Source organism: Blautia sp. MCC283 (assembly GCF_018785565.1).
GTDB lineage: Bacteria > Bacillota > Clostridia > Lachnospirales > Lachnospiraceae > Blautia_A.
Genome location: NZ_WQQB01000049.1, coordinates 38695 through 59869 on the forward strand (window position 1 = coordinate 38695; position 21175 = coordinate 59869).

The 21175-nt window shown below is 44.6% G+C and carries 17 protein-coding genes; 15 read left to right on the forward strand and 2 right to left on the reverse strand.

Features of this window, described 5'->3' with window-relative positions; translation table 11 throughout:
• The first annotated feature begins 1 nt into the window (after position 1).
• A complete protein-coding gene (locus tag GPK81_RS14605; RefSeq protein ID WP_215707282.1) occupies positions 2-2053 on the forward strand; it encodes a DNA topoisomerase in 2052 nt (683 codons plus the stop codon).
• A complete protein-coding gene (locus GPK81_RS14610) occupies positions 2053-2718 on the forward strand; it encodes a UDP-N-acetylglucosamine pyrophosphorylase (protein ID WP_442860749.1) in 666 nt (221 codons plus the stop codon). The genes GPK81_RS14605 and GPK81_RS14610 overlap by 1 nt, the downstream gene beginning before the upstream one ends.
• Positions 2719-3263: 545 nt before the next feature.
• On the opposite strand, the gene GPK81_RS14615 is transcribed toward GPK81_RS14610, so the two are convergent.
• Positions 3264-4001, reverse strand: a complete 738-nt coding sequence (locus GPK81_RS14615) for a TraX family protein (RefSeq protein ID WP_118062635.1) — start codon at positions 3999-4001, stop codon at positions 3264-3266.
• Between the two features lie 246 nt (positions 4002-4247).
• Here GPK81_RS14615 and GPK81_RS14620 point away from each other — a divergent pair, with 246 nt between their 5' ends.
• The 4 genes from GPK81_RS14620 to GPK81_RS14635 all read left to right on the forward strand — a co-directional run bounded on the left by GPK81_RS14620 (position 4248) and on the right by GPK81_RS14635 (position 7574).
• A complete protein-coding gene (locus tag GPK81_RS14620; RefSeq protein WP_118071121.1) occupies positions 4248-4940 on the forward strand; it encodes an iron-sulfur cluster assembly scaffold protein in 693 nt (230 codons plus the stop codon).
• A 40-nt stretch (positions 4941-4980) separates the two neighbouring features.
• Positions 4981-5991, forward strand: a complete 1011-nt coding sequence (locus GPK81_RS14625) for a GGGtGRT protein (protein WP_015525727.1) — start codon at positions 4981-4983, stop codon at positions 5989-5991.
• Positions 5992-6473: 482 nt separating this feature from the next.
• A complete protein-coding gene (locus tag GPK81_RS14630; protein ID WP_118062634.1) occupies positions 6474-6767 on the forward strand; it encodes a phage holin family protein in 294 nt (97 codons plus the stop codon).
• A 42-nt stretch (positions 6768-6809) separates the two neighbouring features.
• Positions 6810-7574 carry a peptidoglycan recognition protein family protein gene (locus tag GPK81_RS14635; RefSeq protein WP_215707283.1) on the forward strand — a complete coding sequence of 255 codons (765 nt, stop codon included), beginning with the start codon at positions 6810-6812 and terminating at the stop codon, positions 7572-7574.
• A gap of 174 nt (positions 7575-7748) precedes the next feature.
• Here GPK81_RS14635 and GPK81_RS14640 read toward each other — a convergent pair whose 3' ends face one another.
• Complete coding sequence (locus tag GPK81_RS14640) at positions 7749-9032, reverse strand: O-acetylhomoserine aminocarboxypropyltransferase/cysteine synthase family protein (protein WP_021976272.1); 1284 nt, start codon at positions 9030-9032, stop codon at positions 7749-7751.
• A gap of 525 nt (positions 9033-9557) precedes the next feature.
• Here GPK81_RS14640 and GPK81_RS14645 point away from each other — a divergent pair.
• The 9 genes from GPK81_RS14645 (at position 9558) to nadC (ending at position 21048) form a co-directional block, all read left to right on the forward strand.
• Positions 9558-10562, forward strand: coding sequence for a Gfo/Idh/MocA family protein (locus GPK81_RS14645; protein WP_021976271.1), 1005 nt, complete (start codon positions 9558-9560; stop codon positions 10560-10562).
• A 384-nt stretch (positions 10563-10946) separates the two neighbouring features.
• Positions 10947-11780, forward strand: a complete 834-nt coding sequence (locus tag GPK81_RS14650) for a sugar phosphate isomerase/epimerase family protein (protein WP_215707284.1) — start codon at positions 10947-10949, stop codon at positions 11778-11780.
• Between the two features lie 45 nt (positions 11781-11825).
• A complete protein-coding gene (locus tag GPK81_RS14655) occupies positions 11826-13931 on the forward strand; it encodes a cytidylate kinase family protein (protein ID WP_215707285.1) in 2106 nt (701 codons plus the stop codon).
• The gene (locus GPK81_RS14660) at positions 13928-14845 is read left to right on the forward strand and encodes a sugar phosphate isomerase/epimerase family protein (RefSeq protein WP_021976268.1); all 918 of its coding nucleotides are present in this window, start codon (positions 13928-13930) and stop codon (positions 14843-14845) included. Before GPK81_RS14655 ends, GPK81_RS14660 begins: the two co-directional genes overlap by 4 nt.
• A 503-nt stretch (positions 14846-15348) precedes the next feature.
• Positions 15349-16248, forward strand: a complete 900-nt coding sequence (locus tag GPK81_RS14665) for a DUF3737 family protein (RefSeq protein WP_118071125.1) — start codon at positions 15349-15351, stop codon at positions 16246-16248.
• A 31-nt stretch (positions 16249-16279) separates the two neighbouring features.
• On the forward strand, positions 16280-17455 hold the full coding sequence (locus GPK81_RS14670) for a MalY/PatB family protein (protein ID WP_118062627.1): 1176 nt from the start codon (positions 16280-16282) through the stop codon (positions 17453-17455).
• A 442-nt stretch (positions 17456-17897) separates the two neighbouring features.
• Positions 17898-18803 (forward strand): quinolinate synthase NadA, encoded by a 906-nt coding sequence (gene nadA, locus GPK81_RS14675; RefSeq protein WP_021976265.1) that lies wholly within the window; start codon positions 17898-17900, stop codon positions 18801-18803.
• 19 nt (positions 18804-18822) lie between these two features.
• Complete coding sequence (locus GPK81_RS14680; RefSeq protein WP_215707286.1) at positions 18823-20091, forward strand: FAD-binding protein; 1269 nt, start codon at positions 18823-18825, stop codon at positions 20089-20091.
• Positions 20092-20193: 102 nt separating this feature from the next.
• Positions 20194-21048, forward strand: a complete 855-nt coding sequence (nadC, locus tag GPK81_RS14685) for a carboxylating nicotinate-nucleotide diphosphorylase (RefSeq protein ID WP_021976263.1) — start codon at positions 20194-20196, stop codon at positions 21046-21048.
• Positions 21049-21175 lie beyond the last annotated feature (127 nt).

Sequence of the window (21175 nt, forward strand, 5' to 3'; positions counted from 1 at the left end):
TATGGCAAAGGCTTTATACATAGCGGAGAAGCCCAGCGTGGCACAGGAATTTGCGAAGGCTTTGAAGATCAACGGTCAGAGAAAAGACGGATATCTGGAATCAGCAGATTCCGTGGTGACCTGGTGTGTAGGACATCTGGTTACCATGAGTTATCCCGAAAAATATGATATCAAGTATAAAAGGTGGAGTTTTGATACCCTGCCTTTTTTGCCGCGCGAATTTAAATATGAAGTGATCCCCGGAGTCAAAAAGCAGTTTGAGATCGTAAAAGGATTGCTGAACCGGCCGGATGTGGAGACCATTTATGTGTGTACCGACTCCGGACGTGAGGGTGAATATATTTACCGTCTGGTAGCCCAGATGGCAGGAGTGAAGGGAAAAGTCCAGAAACGAGTGTGGATCGATTCCCAGACAGAAGAAGAAATTTTAAGAGGGATCCGGGAAGCAAAAGATATCTCGGAGTATGATAATCTGGCAGCGTCTGCCTATCTCCGCGCAAAGGAAGACTATCTTATGGGAATCAATTTTTCCAGGGTGCTGACCTTGCGTTACGGAAGCAGTGTGACCAATTATCTCCATTCCAAATATCAGGCCATTGCGGTAGGCCGTGTAATGACCTGTGTCCTTGGTATGGTAGTGCGTAGAGAGCGGGAGATCCGTGTCTTTGTGAAGACACCGTTTTACCGAGTCTTAAGCAGCATTGCCCTTGCAGGCGAAAGTTTTGACGGAGAGTGGAGGGCTGTGGAAGGCAGCCGTTATTTCCAGTCCCCGTATCTTTATAAAGAAAATGGTTTCAAGAAAAAAGAACATGCCCAGATGCTGATCAATCAGCTGATGGTGAACCAGCCCCTTTCCTGTACCGTGGAGAAAGTGGAGCGAAAAAAAGAAAACAAGAATCCGCCCCTTCTTTTTAACCTGGCGGAGCTTCAGAACGTCTGCTCCAAGCTCTTTAAGATCAGTCCGGATGAAACACTCCGGATCGTGCAGGAGCTTTATGAGAAGAAACTGGTGACGTATCCGAGAACGGATGCCAGAGTGTTGTCTACAGCAGTTGCCAAGGAGATATATAAGAATATTTCCGGCCTTCGAAATTATCAGCAGGCAGGAGCTGCGGCAGCAGAGGTTCTGGGAATGGAATCCTGGAAAAACATTGCGAAGACCAGGTATGTGAATGACAAGCAGATCACAGACCATTATGCCATTATTCCTACCGGCCAGGGGCTGAATGCACTGGGAAGTGTGTCTCTTACCGCACAGAGAGTGTATGAGACGATCGTGAGGAGGTTTTTATGTATTTTTTATCCTCCGGCTGTTTATCAGAAAGTGAGCCTTGTGACGAAACTGGACGGGGAATCATTCTTTTCCTCTTTTAAAGTTCTGAAAGAAGAAGGCTATCTGAAGATCGCCACGAACTCTTTTGCCCGGAAAAAAGCTTCCGACAGTGAGAAAGGCGGCAACGGGGAAGAGGAAGAAGTTTCCTGTGATACGGTGCTTCTGGAGGCGTTGCAGAAGCTGAAAAAGGGTGATATACTTCCTGTGAACGGTTTAAGTATCAAGGAAGGCGAGACTTCGCCTCCCAAACGATACAATTCCGGTTCCATGATCCTTGCCATGGAAAATGCGGGACAGCTGATCGAAGATGAAGAGCTTCGTGCCCAGATCAAGGGAAGCGGGATCGGCACCAGTGCCACTCGTGCGGAGATTCTGAAGAAACTTTTTAACATCAAATATCTGGCACTGAATAAGAAAACTCAGGTGATCACCCCCACACTTCTGGGGGAGATGATCTTTGATGTGGTAAACTGTTCTATCCGGCAGCTTCTGAACCCGGAGCTTACGGCAAGCTGGGAAAAAGGCCTCACCTACGTGTCAGAGGGAAGCATCACGGAACAGGAATATATGGACAAACTGGAACATTTTGTGCGGGTGCGGACCCAGCAGGTGGAAGCAAGCAATTATCAGTACAACCTGCGGCAGTTCTTTGACGCGGCCGCTGTAAATTACAGGAAGCCGGAGCGTGCTTCCAGACAGGGAGGAAAAAAATCATCATGATGAAAGATTTTACCATCAGCAATATGCTGGATCTGAATGAGACCATCGCGGCAGAGCTTTTTGAAGGAAAGACTTATCCGTGGGAGGTTCTTCCGGAGATCGGAGAGTTTATCATTAAACTTGGAAAAACACTGGATCCTTCTGAATATGAGAAGAAAGGTGAAAATGTATGGATCGCAAAATCTGCTACTGTTGCGCCGACTGCAAGTATTACCGGACCGGCTATCATTGGTAGGGAGGCGGAGGTACGTCACTGTGCCTTTATCCGTGGTAAGGCCATTGTTGGCGAGGGAGCAGTTGTGGGAAACTCTACAGAGCTTAAGAATGCTGTGCTCTTTAATAAAGTGCAGGTTCCGCATTATAATTATGTTGGAGATGCAGTACTTGGGTATAAATCCCATATGGGAGCCGGATCGATTTGTTCTAATGTGAAATCGGATAAGAAGCTGGTTGTTGTGAAAGATGGGGATGAAAAGATCGAGACTGGTCTTAAGAAGTTTGGAGCAATGCTGGGAGACCATGTTGAGGTTGGATGTGGTTCCGTGCTGAATCCTGGGACTGTGATCGGACGGAATTCCAATATTTATCCGTTGTCACCGGTAAGGGGATGCGTTCCGGCGGATTCCATTTATAAAAATGCGAAAGAAATTGTGAAGAAAAAATAGTTTTTCTTTGTTTTTTGAAATAAGTTCTGCTTGGTAAGCAGTGGAAGGTTCGAGGAGGGGAAGCACTCACAGTTGCGAAGGCCGTCTCCCCTCCTCGAGCCGTCTCCCCTCCTGGCCACGCAGGGAAGCCGCACTTTTTTGAGAGTGTGGCTTTTTTTGATGGGGCGATGGATGCGACGGTATTGTTTGCGAGAGGCTGTGCCGATCGGGTGAGAGGGGGACGGAAGGCGGCCTGCGTAGCAGGCCTGTTCCTGGATTGATGAATGAATAGTTTGACTTTTAGATGTGGTAAAACAGAACATACAATTATAATCGGCACAGTGATAAATGGGTGATAGAAGTGGAATACAGGACCGAACCAGGAGTGTTACATTATGAAGGGGCCTGGCCGAATTGCGTGCCCGGAAAGAGGGGAGAAAAACGGGCTTCGCAACTCTGAGTGCTTTCTCCCCTCAGAACTCCCCACTGGAAAAGTGCAGAACTGAAATCTCAAAACTTTTCACATACAACACGCACATCCATATAAGATAATAAGAAAAAAAGAATTAAGACAGAAATAAAATCTGTCGAAGTATCACCAGTCCCATAATATGGACTGGATAAAACCAGTAAAAGAAATATTTCGCCGCTTTTCCGTGGATAAATCCCCTCTCCCCATTGTACAGGTTAATGGACAGAAAGGCGAAACAGGCTCTCCATTCATAGTAAAGCCAGCAGCTTCCAAGGATCGCCTGCCCGGGCTTATCGTTTCGCATATAGTACATGATCAGGAGAAAAATATATCCCCGCCATCCGTAATCTGCTTTCAGAAAAATGGAAACAACAAGCAGTCCCAGGATACAGAGAAGCTGTATCAAGCGCTTATCCTTAAAATATTCGATGGCACAAAACGCCAGGTATCCCAGGAAAAGCGTGAAAAACACATTCTGTCTTTCATAATGCAGTGTGTTTGTGAACATCAGGTTCCAGGGAATCTCTGAGATCAGAGCAAAAAGAAGGAGATTCCGTCCATAGCGGAAACGGCTCCTGGTATGCCGGAAACCTTCCAGCAGGAGAAAGCAGAAGATGGGAAAAGCCACTCTGCCGATATCGCGAAAAATAAGATACACACTGTATTCCCTTCCGAGAAGCGTAAACAGGACTTTCTGTGCAGGCGGATACATACTTAAAATCACAGCTCCGATATGATCGATCAGCATGGTGATGATCGCAATCATCTTCAGGGCGCTTCCGCTGAGGATACGGTATTTTTCTGGAAAAACAGAATCCACAGATGCATTCATGAAAAATATACCTCCAGGGTTAAACTTGATAATATATTATCACATACATAGAATAGTTGCCAGAAATATTTGACAGTTAGGCATGCAATACTGCCAGAATAACTTCCAATATTATGCGTTTTATGGCAAAAATTTATCAAATATGACTGGACGAAACAAAGGTTTTGTGAGAAAATAGCCGTAGGGTGTTATCGAACTTTTTTTCTCAATAACATCGGTCAATCTATACTTGAAAGGAGTTTTAAAATGATTTATTCACGCGAAGTAGAAGAAATGTGTCCAGTGGCACAGGGCGTACATCATGGTGCCGCTCCGATCCCGGAAGAAGCAAAATGGGTTCAGGCAAAAGAAGTAAAGGATATCTCCGGATTCACACACGGTGTAGGCTGGTGTGCTCCACAGCAGGGTGCCTGTAAGCTGTCCCTTAACGTAAAAGAGGGAATCATCCAGGAGGCACTTGTTGAGACAATCGGATGTTCAGGAATGACTCATTCTGCTGCTATGGCTGCTGAGATCCTTCCAGGACTTACTGTAATGGAGGCACTGAACACAGACCTTGTATGTGATGCAATCAATACAGCTATGAGAGAGCTTTTCCTTCAGATCGTTTACGGACGTTCCCAGTCTGCATTCTCCGAGGATGGACTTGCAGTAGGAGCTGGTCTTGAGGACCTTGGAAAAGGACTTCGTTCTCAGGTTGGTACAATGTATGGAACTCTGAAAAAAGGACCTCGTTACCTTGAGATGGCTGAGGGTTATGTTACAGGTATCGCTCTTGATGAGGACGATGAGATCATCGGATACCAGTTCGTAAGCCTTGGAAAAATGACTGACTTCATTAAGAAAGGTGATGACCCGAACACAGCATGGGAGAAAGCAAAAGGTCAGTACGGCCGTGTTGCAGATGCTGTTAAGATCATCGACCCAAGAAAAGAGTAATTACACTTCGTAAGGTAAAAATATCAGGAGGTTACAGGAAATGGCTTTATTTGAATCATATGAGAGACGAATTGACAAGATCAATTCTGTTTTAAACAGCTATGGAATCGCTTCTATCGAAGAAGCTGAGAAAATCACTAAAGACGCAGGTCTGAACGTTTACGATCAGATCAAAGGCATTCAGCCGATCTGCTTCGAGAACGCTTGCTGGGCTTACACAGTAGGTGCAGCGATCGCAATCAAAAAAGGCTGCAGAAGAGCCGCTGACGCAGCAGCAGCTATCGGAGAAGGCCTTCAGGCATTCTGTATCCCAGGATCCGTTGCAGACACACGTAAAGTAGGTCTTGGACATGGAAACCTTGGAAAAATGCTTCTTGAGGAAGAGACAGACTGCTTCTGCTTCCTTGCAGGACATGAGTCTTTCGCAGCAGCTGAGGGTGCTATCGGTATCGCCGAGAAAGCAAACAAAGTTCGTAAAAAACCTCTTCGTGTTATCCTGAACGGTCTTGGAAAAGACGCAGCTCAGATCATCTCCCGTATCAACGGCTTTACATACGTAGAGACAGAGTATGATCCATATAAGAACGAGGTTAAAGAAGTATTCCGTAAATCCTATTCAGAGGGACTTCGTGCAAAAGTTAACTGCTACGGCGCTAACAGCGTTCCGGAAGGTGTTGCTATCATGTGGAAAGAGGGTGTTGACGTTTCCATCACAGGAAACTCCACAAACCCAACTCGTTTCCAGCATCCAGTAGCAGGAACATATAAAAAAGAGTGCAACGAGAAAGGTAAAAAATACTTCTCCGTTGCTTCCGGCGGTGGTACAGGACGTACACTTCACCCGGATAACATGGCAGCAGGTCCTGCTTCCTACGGTATGACTGATACACTTGGACGTATGCATTCTGACGCTCAGTTCGCAGGATCTTCTTCCGTACCGGCTCACGTAGAGATGATGGGTCTCATCGGCGCTGGAAACAACCCGATGGTTGGTATGACAGTAGCTGTAGCTGTTTCCGTACAGGAAGCTGCTGACGCTGGCAAATTCTAATATAAGCATAGCTTAAAATAGCGAAAAAGCCGTAAACTCAAGGGTTTGCGGCCTTTTTCTTTTTGCCTGGAAATAGAACAAAATATTCTCAAAAAGCCTGGAAAAACAGCAATAGCTAACATATATCTAACACGTAGCAATCACTCGCAGCTAATACTTTTAAAATACAAAAAAGATACCGTAAGGTCATCAGTCTTGATGAGTTTACGGTATCCTTTTTGAAGTACAAAGCGGAATGGGAATGACCGCTTTGTATTACGATTGTATTAAAAAAAGGAAGGAGACCGGGAGTTTTAACGCTCCCGGTTAAAAGTATGAAAAAGAAAAAGTTGTTTAGCAGTTGCATTTACTTGCTTGCTGTTTACAGGTAATAATATATCGAAAAAATGTGAGCAAATCGTGATGCAATTTTGAAGAATTTGTGAAACAAATTTCGGAGCAGTTCATAAAATAAAACAAAGCTGCAAGGAGGGAGAAGATTTATGGAAGCGCTTGTGAATTATATTAAACCGGAACTGCTGATCACAGCAGTCGCTTTGTATTTTATGGGAATTGCGCTGAAGGAAGCTCAGGCTGTGAAGGATAAATATATTCCACTGATACTGGGAGGTGTGGGGATCCTTGTATGCGGGATCTATGTTTTTGCAACCTGTTCTTATAATACGGCACAGGATATCGCAATGGCTGTATTTACTTCCATGACACAGGGAGTTCTGGTGGCGGGGCTTTCTACATATGTAAATCAGCTGATCAAACAGCTGGAAAAAGATGAATAGCTGCATAGAATAAAGAGAAGACAAAAAAACAGGAAATTTTTTATGAATATCATAAAATTGATCAGCAAAAAGAATTGTTATATCGGCCAGAACCGGCCGGCATATATTGTAATCCATGAAACGGATAACTGGAGTAAGGGGGCAGATGCCAAAGCTCATGCCAATGCAATGAAGAATGGCAATCTGGCTGGTACCGTGCATTATTATGTAGATTCAAAATCCGTATATCAGACGTTGGACCACAGCGACGGGGCCTGGGCAGTAGGGGACGGAAAAGGAAAGTATGGAATCACGAACCGGAATTCTATCAATATCGAAATCTGTGTGAATCCGGAAACAGATTATTATACGGCGGTAGACAAGACAGAACAGCTGGCGGCTCTTTTGCTGAAACAGTACGGATGGGGGACAGACCGGCTGAAAAGACATTACGATGCGTCAAGAAAACACTGCCCGAGACGCCTCATGGATGAAGAAAAGTGGCCGGAATTTGTGAAAAAAACAGAATTATATATGAAAAACAAAAACTCACAAAATAAAAATGAAACAGCAGAAAGTAAAAGTACGAAAAAACCAGATACAACAGAGAAGCTGAATGTACAGCTTCCGATCATCAGAAAAAACAGTACCGGGTCTGCTGTTTCCATGTTACAGGCAATGCTGCAGGTAAAAGTGGACGGAATCTTTGGAACACAGACAGAAACTTCACTGAAAGCATTTCAGAAAAATGTAAAGATCACAGTCGATGGAATCTGCGGAGCAGAAACCTGGAAGAAAGTGGTTGAACATATGAATGCAGATCGCTGAAGTATTATAAATGAATTCTGTTTTGAAAATATTGGGCAATAGATTTTAATCAACTAAAATAATTCCAAATAAATTTCCTGTGGGATTGAGAATATCCGCTTAACCCATTTTACAAAAAAGATCAAAGGGAAAATCCATCGATTATTTGATGGATTTTCCCTTAATGTTTTTTATTTACGCATTTTTCAGTGCCTGATCCAGATCTTTGATAATATCGTCCACGTTTTCAATACCAATGGAAAGGCGGATCATTCCAGGAGAAACTCCTGCTTCAACCAGCTGTTCATCGTTCATCTGGCGGTGGGTATGGCTGGCAGGATGAAGAACCATGGTAATGGAAGCAGCAACGTGTGTGGCGATGGTAGCAAGCTTCAGGCTGTCCATAAAGCGGACTGCTGCATCACGGCCGCCGGTCAGTTCAAAGGAGATAACACCACAGGTACGGCCGTCCTTCATATATTTCTGAGCCAGTGCATGATATTTATCATCCGGAAGTCCGGCATAATTTACGTGAGAAACTTTTTCGTGTGCATTTAGGTATTCGGCGATCTTCTGGGCGTTGGAGCAGTGACGCTCAACACGCAGCGGAAGTGTCTCCAGTCCAAGATTCAGAAGAAAACAGTTCATTGGAGACGGAATAGAACCCAGATCACGCATCAGCTGGGAAGTGGCCTTGGTGATGTAGGCTTTTTTGCCAAACTGTTTGGTGTAGATCACGCCGTGGTAGGATTCATCCGGCTCGGTCAGGCCGTGATACTTATGGCCGTAAGCATCCCAGTCAAAGTTGCCGCTGTCAACAATGGCGCCGCCTACCTGAACGGCATGTCCATCCATATATTTGGTGGTAGAGTGAGTGACGATATCTGCACCCCACTCGAACGGGCGGCAGTTTACCGGTGTGGCAAAGGTGTTATCCACAATAAGAGGCACGCCATTTTTGTGTGCAACCCGTGCAAATTTCTCAATGTCTAGGACAACCAGTGCTGGATTGGCGATGGTCTCCGCAAAGAGAACTTTTGTGTTCGGTTTAAATGCAGCAGCAATCTCTTCCTCTGTTGCGTCGGTATCAACAAAGGTACAGTCAATGCCAAGTTTTTTGAAAGTAACGGCAAGAAGATTAAAGGTTCCTCCGTAGATCGTAGAAGCAGCAACAACATGGTCACCCGCTTCGCAGATATTAAATACTGCATAGAAGTTGGCAGCCTGTCCGGAAGAAGTCAGGATTGCGGCAACACCACCTTCCAGATCTGCAATTTTTGCAGCAACGGCATCATTGGTCGGGTTCTGGAGACGGGTGTAAAAATATCCATCTGCTTTCAGATCAAATAACTGGCCCATTTCATCGGTGGTGTCATATTTGTAAGTGGTGCTCTGGCAGATTGGAAGCGCGCATGGCTCGCCTTTGGAAGGAGTGTATCCGGAATGGATACATTTGGTTTCTAAGCTGTAATCGTTCATATTTAAAAATCCTTTCTGTTGTGTTTTTGTATAGAAGTTTTGGATACAGATAAGAGAATATATTTATATACTTTATATAAAACTATATGTAATTATAACTCTTTGTGTGTGAAAATACAACAATATTCTCTATAAACCTTACCGGAGTATACGGGAAATAAAACATTGCGTTCTGGTGCACACATAAAAATGTTAGAAAATTAACAGATTAAAAAACAGAAAACGTACTGGAAACACACATCCAAAATGAATAGAAATCACGCATAAACGCTGTAAAATCAATAAAAACTTGTGAATAAAGTAACAAATCGTGAAAAACGCATAAAAACAAAATGGAAAATTTGTATAAAAAAGATATTGCGTTCACGTGCACAAAATGATAATATAACATCATCAAAAAGAACACGAAAACAGAAAACAATAAAAGGAGTCAAGCGGATATTCGCAATCCGCTTCGCTACTTGCTCATAACCGAATAACTGCTTCACAGTTGATTCGGTTAAAAAATGAACGGAGGAATTTAAAATGTTAAGAGTAGGAATTATCGGATGCGGCGGAATGGGAAGAGATCATATCAGAAGACTGACCGAGAAGATCCAGGGAGCAGAAGTAGTAGCTGTTTCAGATGTATTTGAGGAAAGTGCAAAGAAAGCAGCCGAGATCTGCGGCGCAAAAGTTTACACAGACAGCAGGGAACTGATCAACGCAGAGGACGTAGATGCAGTATTTATCGTATCTCCGGGCTTCGCACATGTAGATTCCCTTCTCCAGGCAATTGAAGCCGGCAAGAGGATTTTCTGTGAGAAACCATTATGTACCACTGCTGAGGACTGCCTGAAAGTAGTGAAAGCAGAGGAAGCAGCAGGCAAACATCTCATCCAGCTTGGATTTATGAGACGTTATGACAAAGGCTACCAGCAGATCAAGGAAGCCCTTGCAACCGGAGAGTACGGCGAGCCGCTGATTCTTCACTGTACACATAGAAACCCGGAAGTAGGAACCAATTATAATACTCCAATGGCTGTGCACGATACCGCAATCCATGAGATCGATGTTCTTCACTGGCTGGTAGATGACGAGTATGAATCTGCACAGGTTGTAATGCCAAGAGTAACCAAATATTCTCATTCCGAGCTGAAAGATCCGCAGATCATGATGCTCCGCACTAAAAAAGGTGTGTGTATCGATGTGGAAGTATTTGTAAACTGCAAGTTCGGATATGACATCAACTGTGAAGTAGTATGTGAGGACGGTGCACTGAAAATGGCACAGCCGGCTTATCCGTCTATCCGTAAAAACGCAGCTGTATCCAGTGCCATTGACACAGACTGTTTCGTAAGATTTAAAGATGCCTATGATAAAGAGGTTCAGGATTGGGTTGACAATGCAGAAGCAGGTGTGATCACAGGACCGAACGCATGGGATGGATACCTGGCAGCGATCACAGCAGACGCTCTTGTAAAAGCGCAGGAAACCGGACAGATCGAGAAGATCGTTACAGCAGTTGAGAAACCGGAATTTTATAAATAATTTTACAGAACTCCACCTCATCAAGTGTGAGTTATCATACCAGCTTATTGTCGCAGGCTTTCCCAATGAGCCTGTGGCGGCATTCACCGGCAGAGTCCGATTCCGATACGGTTTTATCGAAACTGCAGCGGGAAATCTGCCGGTGAGAGTAACCAGAAAGATCAGGCTGAAAAGAAATGCCTGCATGCTGGCAAATCGAAAATACGGATAACAAAAATACAAAATAGCACAAACACAAAGCAACAGAAAAATAAAAAAGAAAATAAGAATCGGTAAAGTCTGCATGATCCAACAGAAACAGGGGCGGTTCCCCTGTGCGCAGAAAACAGGACATAGAAATCCAGACAAAGTACACCGGTTTCGGACATATGGAGGGTATCGAAGATGAAATTAGGATTTAATGAAGCAACTGCACTGGAATGCAAAGGACAGTCTCTTATGGCAGATCTGGAGATGTGTGAAAAATATGGCTTTGATTACATTGAGATCCGTTTTGACTGCGTAAAAGACTATCTCAAAGAACATACACTGGAAGAACTGGCAGACTGGTTTAAGAATCATCACCTGAAACCGTGGGCATACAACACCCTGATCTTTTTCAACCAGAGAGATGAGACAGGGGAAAAAGAAATCGATGAAGAAGTAGATTTTATCCTGAAAGTTTCCAAAGCGATCGGAATGAAAATGCTGATAACAGTTCCAAGTTTTGATGTAAAAGACAAATCTGTCAGCGAGATCAAAGAAGAAGCAGTTGCACGTCTTCGCTACCTTTCTGACAAAGTGGGCGCAGATATGAAGATCTCCCTGGAGTTCTGTGGTGCACCGAACTGCTCTATCAACCAGTTTGGAACAGCATACGATGTAGTAAAAGCAGTAGACAGAGACAATGTTGGCGTTACCGTGGACACTTTCCATTTCCATGAGATGTGTTCCCGTCTGGAAGACCTGAAAGCAGCAGACGGTAAGAAGATTTTTGCATACCACTTAAATGACTGTGAGGATCTTCCACTTGGTTCCTGCGGAGACGACAAGAGACTCTGGCCGGGAGAAGGCGTGGTAGATCATGCAGGAATCGCGGCAGCACTGAAAGAGATCGGTTTTGACGGTGTATGCACCATCGAAGAGTTCCGTCCGGAGTACTATGCAATGAGCCACGAGGACAATGTGAAAAAAGCAGCAGAAGTTACCAGAGATTTTGTACAGAAATATTTCGGATAATTCATTCAGAAAGGTTCGACCTTAAACCGATAGGAGGTAGATACTATGGCTGGTAAGGGAATCCCCGAATTGTTGAATTATAAGCAGAAGGGTAAAGACTTGAATGAATTTATCAAGGTTCCGGTGTCAGAAAAACTTGCGTACTGTTTTGGCGATCCGGCGCTGACGCTGATGTATACCATGACAACAACTCTGCTGATCTATTTTTATACCAATGTTGTTGGAATTTCAGCAGGAGCTGTTGGAATGATCATGCTTTTGTCCCGCATTTTTGATGGATTTTCCGATGTGTTGATGGGAACCATTATCGACAGGACTCATTCCAAATATGGAAAAGCCAGGATCTGGATCTTAAGACTTGCGGTTCCCTATGCGCTGGCAGCGGTGCTTCTTTTTACCATGCCGCCGCTTGGAAACATGGGAAAGATCATCTATGCTTTTGTGACCTATAACATTATGAACACGGTTGTATACACTGCCATCAGCCAGCCGTTCCACGCACTGGGATCTCTGATGAGCCGTGACCGCCGTGAGCGTGATGTGATCTGTAACATCCGTATGGTATTGTCTATCACGGCAAGTATGATCATTACCGCGTTCACGCTGCCGCTGATCAATATCGTGGCAAATGTTACCGGCAACCAGCAGATGGCCTGGATCCTGGTAACAGCAGGTTATGCGATCATTTCCGTCGGCGTGCTTGTGAACACTTACATGGTCTGTACAGAGCGTGTTTCTGCGGCAAAACAGGAAAAAGAAGATATTTCTTTTGTGGAAGCTTTTAAAGCAACCGTTACCAACCGGTATTTCCTTATCGCCCTGGGGCTGATGATCTTTTATACTGCATATCAGATCATCATTGGAACGGACCTTACCTATTATTGTCAGTATGTACTTGGAAATGTAGACCTTGTTATGCCTCTTTCAGCAGCGGAGAAACTGGCAACTGTGGCAGGAATTGCCCTCCTGCCAAAGGTGCTTCCCCGCTATGGAAAAAGAAATCTCATCTGTGCAGGCTGCATCCTGGGTGTTGCGGGACAGCTTCTGTTCCTGATGAATATTACCAGTGTTTCTCTTGGTGTTGTGACCTGTATCATGAGAGGAATCGGAATCGCACCGTTCTATGGCGTGCAGTATTCTCTTCCAAGTGATGCCATTGAGTATGGCCAGTGGAAAACAGGCAAACGTGTGGAAGGTCTGATGTTCTCATCTATGAGCATGGGCCAGAAAGCCGGTTCCGGACTGACTTCCGCTATCATGGGTGGAATCCTTTCCGCTGCATATTTTGATGGCACCAAGGCAACCGCAGCAGAGCAGTCTGCAGAAGCTATCCGTGTGATCAAAGGTTTTTATCTGTATGTTCCGGTAGCAATCTGGGTAGTGATGTTTGTGATCGCGGCCTGCTATCAGCTGGATAAAGTCTATGACAAGATGATGCGGGAACTGATCCAGAGAGAATCCGGAGAAGGAAACGTTTCTGTACCGGGAGAAATCCAGTCCATGCCAGCACCGGCAGTTTCCGGAAACAGGATCAATGTAGCGATTGGAAGACTGTACGGCAGCAGCGGAAGAAAAATCGCGGAGGATGTTGCAAAAGCGCTGGACTGCAGGGTTTATGACCGTCAGATCATCTGTCTCATGGCAGAAAAATTCGGTATGGAAAAAGCAGATCTGGAAAGTGTAAGACAGTATCTGGATTCTTACAATTATGAAGATTCCGAGCTTACGTTTTCCCCGTACGGACATTCATCGGCAGGTGCGGCAGCAGATTATACAGGCGCCCAGATGTTTGAGGTGCAGAGCCGGATCATCCGTGAACTTTCAAAGAGGCGTCCTGGTGTATTCCTGGGAAGATGTGCCAACTATGTGCTTCGCGGAGAACCGCATACATACAGCTTTTTCGTGTATGCAGATGATGATTACCGGGAAAAAGAAGGCCGGGAATATTATAAAGGCCAGTCTCTTGACGAGCTGAAGAAGCGTGACCAGATCCGAAATGAATATTATGAAAAATTTACCGGAATCCGCAGAGACGATCCCCATTATTATGATATGGTGATCAATGTTTCCAAAACAGGTGCAGCCGGAGCGGCCGGTCTGATCCTGGATTATATCAAAAATAAAGAAGAAAAAGGAGGGAATGCGTCATGAAGATCGCATTTGATGTAGATGTGCTTGCAAAACAGATGGATATCAATCGTATGGTCCATCAGGTGGCAGACTGGGGATATAAATATATCGAGCAGTCTCCACATCCGAGGATCAATCCGTTCTATAAACATCCGCTGTTTTCCAAGGAGTGTGAACAGGAATACAGACAGGCTTTGCGGGAAACCGGCGTGGAGATTTCTTCCTTTATCGTCGTATACCGCTGGTCCGGCCCCACAGAGGAACAGAGACAGTTTGCAGTTGCCAACTGGAAACGGATGATCCAGATTGCGGGAGATATGGGCGTAAAGGTTATTAATACAGAGCTTTCCGGTGATCCCAACCAGCAGGAAATCTGCAATGGAATGTGGTTCAAATCCATGGAGGAGCTGCTTCCGCTGATCGAGCGTGAGGGTATTCGTGTGGAAATTCAGTCTCATCCTTATGATTTCTGCGAGCTGAATAATGAGACCTGTGATATGGTAAAATCTTTCCGGTCTCCGAACCTTGGTTATGTGTATTCTTCTCCTCATGGGTTCTTCTATGATGAGGGTAAAGGAGATGTGCGGTCCATGCTGAAGTATGCGGGAGATGAGCTGACGCATGTGTTGTTTGCGGATACTTTTAATCAGACTATGGATTGTCGGTATATCTTAAATCCACCGTGGCTGAATGGCCGTGGAAAAGCGGATGTGACGGTACATCAGCATCTTGCCATGGGTGAGGGTGATGTGGATTTTGATGGTATTTTTGAAACCTTAAGAGATATGGATTTTGCGAATAAACAGCTGAGGGCGGATGCGCCGAAGGCTGGTGGTGATAATATTGCCTGTGTTTCGATGTTTGGTTTTCCGGAGAAGATGGATAGGCAGGCACCGGAGGCTCGGGAGAGGATTGAACGGGAATTATTAAAATAGTGGTGGGGAAAAATCTGTCGTGCTGGGTGCGGCGGATTTTTTCTTTTTTGATTAGTAAAACGGACGCCCCGGGCAGCAGATCCATTCCGCTGCCCGGGGCTGTGTGTTCAAAGTGGGAAGTTGGATGGGGGTGTGCGTCCGTACAGATTTTGGGAGGGGTAGGGTGGCTGTGTGACGGTGTGGGCGGAGGTATAGGGTTGTTGAGGATGATAAGTTGAGTGGCTGCTCGGTGGGTGGTGGGCCGTCGGGCGCTTCGCTGGACGGCTGCAATGGCTTAGTTTGTATGTGAGATGATGTGTGGGGTATAATGATAACGATTGTTTATATGAAGAGGCGATGTCCGTCCCCCTAACGTCAGCTACCCGGAATTAAGTCTTATAATCAGGAAGTTACCTTTACATTTAACGTGATAATAACAATTAGATACTTGACCTAAAGTAAACTTTAGATGTTAAAATATAAAAAGTAACGTGTGAATGACAGGAATGTAGAGAGGATAGAAAATGAGTGTAGAGAATATAAAAACAGATAAAGAATTAAAGGGTGCGTATCTTACAGGGGAGCGGCCTTTGTTTCATGGGAAGAAGTTGCATATTGAACAGACGATTTTTAATGATGGGGAGTCTCCGCTTAAGGAGAGTAGGGATATTGTATTGGAGAACAGTTCGTTTCAATGGAAATATCCGCTCTGGTACAGCAAAAATATAGAGGCGAGGGATTGTACCTGGCTGGAGATGGCGCGTTCTGGGGTGTGGTATACGGATCATATCCGGATCGAGGATACGTTGATTGAGGCGCCGAAAAATTTCCGCCGCTGTCATGATGTGACTCTTGATAATGTGTATCTTGCCAATGCGGCAGAGACGTTCTGGAACTGTGAGGGTATAAAACTTGCACATGTACAGGCCAGGGGTGATTATTTTGGCATGAACAGCACAAATATCACCATCGATGATTTCAAACTTGTTGGCAACTATGCTTTTGATGGTGCAAAAAATATGGAAGTCCATAATGCCAGAATGTTGTCAAAAGATGCTTTCTGGAACAGCGAAAATGTTACGGTATATGATTCTGTGATTCATGGAGAGTATCTGGGCTGGAATTCAAAAAATCTCACATTTATCAACTGTACCATAGAAAGTCTGCAGGGACTGTGTTATATTGAAAATCTGAAAATGATCAATTGTACCCTTTTGAATACAACTCTGGCTTTTGAGTATTCGAAAGGGATCAATGCACAGATCAACGGCAGGATCAAAAGTGTCATGAATCCGTCAGAAGGCAGGATCCAGGCAGATGAGATTGAAACACTGATTCTGGATCCGGAAAAGATCGATCCGGCTGAAACCGAAATTATCTGTCCCACAGTTGGGGAAAAGCTGGATAAAGCGCCGGAAGCATAAAAGCTCTGACAGATACAGAAAGGAAAAAGAAATGAGCATATTTGACGAAAAAACAGACCGCCGTCATACTGGCTCCATGAAATGGGATGTAACAGAAAAAGAACTGCCCATGTGGGTGGCTGACATGGATTTTCAGACAGCTCCGCAGATAACAGAAGCCATTATAAAAAGAGCACAGCACGGAGTATTTGGCTATACCCTGATTGAAGATGAATGGTATGACGCCTATCAGAACTGGTGGAAAACACGCCATGAGTGGTCTATCGAAAAGGAATGGCTGATTTTCTGCACAGGTGTTGTACCTGCAATCTCCAGCATTGTGCGTAAGATGACAACCACAGCAGAAAAAGTCGTGGTCATGACTCCGGTATACAATATTTTCTTTAACTCCATCATCAACAACGGCCGGTTCATCCTGGAAAGCCCGCTGCATTACGAAAATGGTGCCTATGAAATTGATTTCGCAGACCTTGAGGAAAAACTTTCAGACCCACAGGCATCCCTGCTGATTCTCTGTAACCCGCACAACCCCATAGGAAAGATCTGGGACAGAGGAACACTGGCAAAGATTGGCGAATTATGTGCAAAACATCACGTACTGGTATTATCTGACGAGATCCACTGCGACCTGACAAAACCAGGAAAAGACTACGTACCTTTTGCTTCAGTATCTGAGACCTGCAGAGAAAACAGCATCACCTGCGTGGCACCTACAAAAACCTTTAACCTGGCAGGACTACAGACGGCAGCAGTGATCGTTCCAAACCCCGTACTGCGGCATCGGGTTAACCGCGGATTAAATACAGACGAAGTGGCAGAACCAAACGTATTTGCAGCTATCGCACCGGTAGCTGCCTTTAACCACGGAGCAGAATGGCTGGACAGCTTAAGAGAATATCTCTGGGAAAACAGACGATATGCAGAAGAATTTATCACAAAAGAAATAAAAGGAATCCACGCAGTCAGAGGAGAAGCCACATACCTGCTCTGGCTGGACTGCCGCGAAGTAACCGACGATGCAACCAGATTCTATGCCTTCATCCGCCAGCACAGCGGACTCTACGTATGCGACGGCAATGAGTATAAAAACGGACAAAGCTTCTTACGCGTAAACCTCGCCTGCCCTAAAGATACAGTAATAGACGGCCTCAATCGCCTGAAAGACAGCACCCAGGCATACCTGGAACAGAAAAATAAAACCGAATAAACAACCAAACAATTATTCAGAGCAAAGATACGAAACAGAAGCAAATTCCAATAACCCCATCTCACTGAAAAAATCAAGAGACCTGGAGCTTACAGTAATTTCAGGAATATATATTCCTGGTAATTATTGCAAACACCAGGTCTTTTTTATTCAAAAAAATGTTAATCACTAAATTTACCAGGTAAAAAAATATCAAGTAATTAATTAACCCAAAATAAATACACACACGAATTCATTTTATTTAAAATTTGAACACCCCTTCGCCATCCATCCCCGTCCGTCTGCAACCAATCCATCCATTCCCTCACAAAAACTTTACAACAAATCAAACAACTGTCTTGTCACATGTAAAGAACTATGGTATTATGTGTAAGATATTTTGAAAAAACCACAAAACAAAAGCAGGAATAAAAGAAAACCCCCTGCAGGAAAGGTGAAAATAATGACAGTAGCAGAAGAAATCCAGAAATTAAAAAAAGAAAAAGACGCCATCATCCTGGCGCACTACTACGTGCGCCCCGAAGTACAGGACGTAGCAGACTATATAGGAGACTCCTTTTACCTTAGCAAAATCGCAGCCAGCGCAAAAGAAAAAACCATCGTATTCTGCGGCGTAGGCTTCATGGGAGAAAGCGCCAAGATCTTAAGTCCCGACAAAACAGTACTCATGCCCGCAATGGACGCAGACTGCCCCATGGCACACATGGCAACTGAAGAAGGAATCCGAAAAGTAAGAGAAGAATACGACGACGTAGCAGTTGTCTGTTACATCAACTCCACAGCAGCCTTAAAAGAACTCTCCGATGTCTGCGTAACCTCCGCAAACGCCGTAAAGATCGTAAAAGCACTCCCAAATAAAAATATCTTCTTCATCCCGGACAGAAACCTGGCCCACTTTATCGCAGAACAGGTACCGGAAAAACACTTCATCTATAACGAAGGCTTCTGCATCGTCCACGAATTTATGGATCCCGAAGAAGTAAAAGAAGCAAAAGAAGCCCATCCGGAAGCACTTGTGCTGGCCCATCCGGAATGTCCTCAGACAGTCCTGAAACAGGCAGATTATATCGGAAGCACATCCGGGATCATCAAATACGCTCAGGATAGCAACAACAAAGAATTCATCATCTGCACAGAATGTGGCGTACAGTACAAACTGGAAACCACCTGCCCGGACAAAAAATTCTACTTCACAGAAACCGTACCAGTCTGCAAAAACATGAAAAAAGTATTTCTGGAAAAAGTGCTCCATGTTCTGAAAACCGGAGAAAATGAAGTCCATGTAACTGATGAAACAAGAGAAAAAGCAAAGAAACCGCTGGAGCGGATGCTGGAACTTGCAAAATAGAGACAGAGAGGCGAAAACAATGAAAATCAAGACAGACGTAGTAATTGTAGGAACAGGTGTTGCGGGAATGTTCAGCGCACTGAAACTTCCAAGAGACAAAAAAATCGTGATCATCACAAAAGAAGATATGCGAAGCAGCGATTCCTTCCTGGCACAGGGCGGGATCTGTGTACTCCGTGATGAAAATGATTATGACAGCTATTTTGAAGACACCATGAAAGCAGGACATTACGAAAACAGAAAAGAATCCGTAGACATTATGATCCGGGGATCCAGAGATGTAATCAATGACCTGGTAGGCTACGGTGTGGATTTTAAGATGGATGGAGATGATTTTGCCTATACAAGAGAAGGCGCGCATTCCAAACCGAGGATCCTTTATCATGAAGATATTACAGGAAAAGAAATCTCCGAAAAACTTCTGGGACAGGTTCTGAAACTTGAAAATGTGACTGTTCTGGAATATACTTCCATGCAGGACATTCTTGTGGAAAACGGCAAATGCATCGGACTGAAGGCAGTTTCCGCAGAAGTAAACAAAACACGTCTGGAAGCAATGGAAGCAGGAAAAAACGTAAAGATCCAGGAAGAAATCCAGCCAGGCGGAGAGCTTCCGGTAGAAATCTATGCAGAGGATACCATCCTTGCAAGCGGCGGAATCGGCGGAAGATATCAGCATTCCACCAACTATCCACACCTTACCGGTGATGCCCTGGATATTGCGAAAAAACACAATGTACGTCTGGAACATCTGGACTATGTACAGATCCACCCCACAACACTGTATTCCAAGAAACCTGGCCGCAGATTTCTGATCTCCGAGTCCGTCCGCGGAGAGGGTGCAGTGCTTTATAACAGCAAAAAAGAACGCTTTGTCAACGAACTGCTTCCAAGAGATGTGGTAACAAAGGCAATCCAGGAAGAGATGAAAAAAGAAGGAACCGACCATGTATGGCTCTCCATGGAAAACATTGACAAAGATACCATCCTTCATCATTTTCCACATATTTACGAAAGATGCCTGGAGGAAGGCTACGACGTAACAAAAGAGTGTATCCCGGTAGTTCCTGCCCAGCATTATTTTATGGGCGGTATCTGGGTTGACTCTGACAGCAAGACCAGTATGGACCAGCTGTATGCAGTAGGTGAGACCAGCTGTAACGGTGTACATGGAGCCAACCGCCTGGCAAGTAATTCCCTGCTGGAAAGTCTTGTATTTGCCAAACGTGCCGCAAAAGCAATCTCCGCTGAAAAGAAAAGCGAGAAAAGTGCAGCAGGAGCTGCGTGAACGCAGATTGCAATGTAAAGTTCCGCATTATGAAAGATGGAAACAACCTTGATCTGAAGAACAGGGCTGCCATGATTATTGAGAAAGAGAAGGTACTGTATAATGAATAAGATCACAATGACACTCCAGGTAGACCACCTGATCCTGGAGGCTTTAAAAGAAGATATTTCAAGCGAAGACGTTACCACCAATTCCGTTATGAAAGAGGCAGTTCCTGGAGAAGTAGATCTGATCTGCAAAGAGGACGGGATCATTGCCGGACTGGAAATCTTCAGCCGTGTATTTACACTTCTGGATGCTGACACAAAAGTGGAATTATTCTGCAAAGACGGCGACGAAGTAAAAAAAGGCCAGAAGATGGGAAAAGTTACCGGTGATATCCGTGTGCTTCTCTCCGGGGAGCGTGTAGCCCTTAATTATCTTCAGAGAATGAGCGGAATTGCAACATACACGCATTCTGTAGCATCTCTTCTTGAGGGAACCGGCATCACACTTCTTGACACAAGAAAAACCACACCGAACATGCGTATTTTTGAAAAATATGCAGTACGTGTAGGTGGCGGCCAGAACCACAGATATAATCTTTCTGACGGAGTCCTTCTGAAAGATAACCACATCGGAGCAGCAGGAAGCGTTGCGAAAGCTGTAAAAATGGCACAGGAGTATGCTCCTTTTGTCCGTAAGATCGAAGTGGAAGTAGAGAGCCTTGCCCAGGTAAAAGAGGCAGTTGAAGCAGGCGCAGATATCATCATGCTTGATAATATGACTCCGGAAATGATGAAAGAAGCCGTACAGCTGATCGACGGAAGAGCCAAAACCGAGTGTTCCGGAAATGTTACAAAAGAAAATATTGCAAAGATCAGGGATGTTGGTGTAGACTATGTATCAAGTGGTGCATTAACACATTCTGCACCGATCCTTGATATTTCCCTGAAGAACCTTCATCCGCTTTTCTGAAGATCACGGAATTTTACAGAATACCGAGTGCTGTGACAGAAATACCCGGAACATCAGAAAAACAGAAGTACGTATTGTGCCGAACACAGAAACATAATTGACAGTATCTGAAACGGGTGGGGGATAT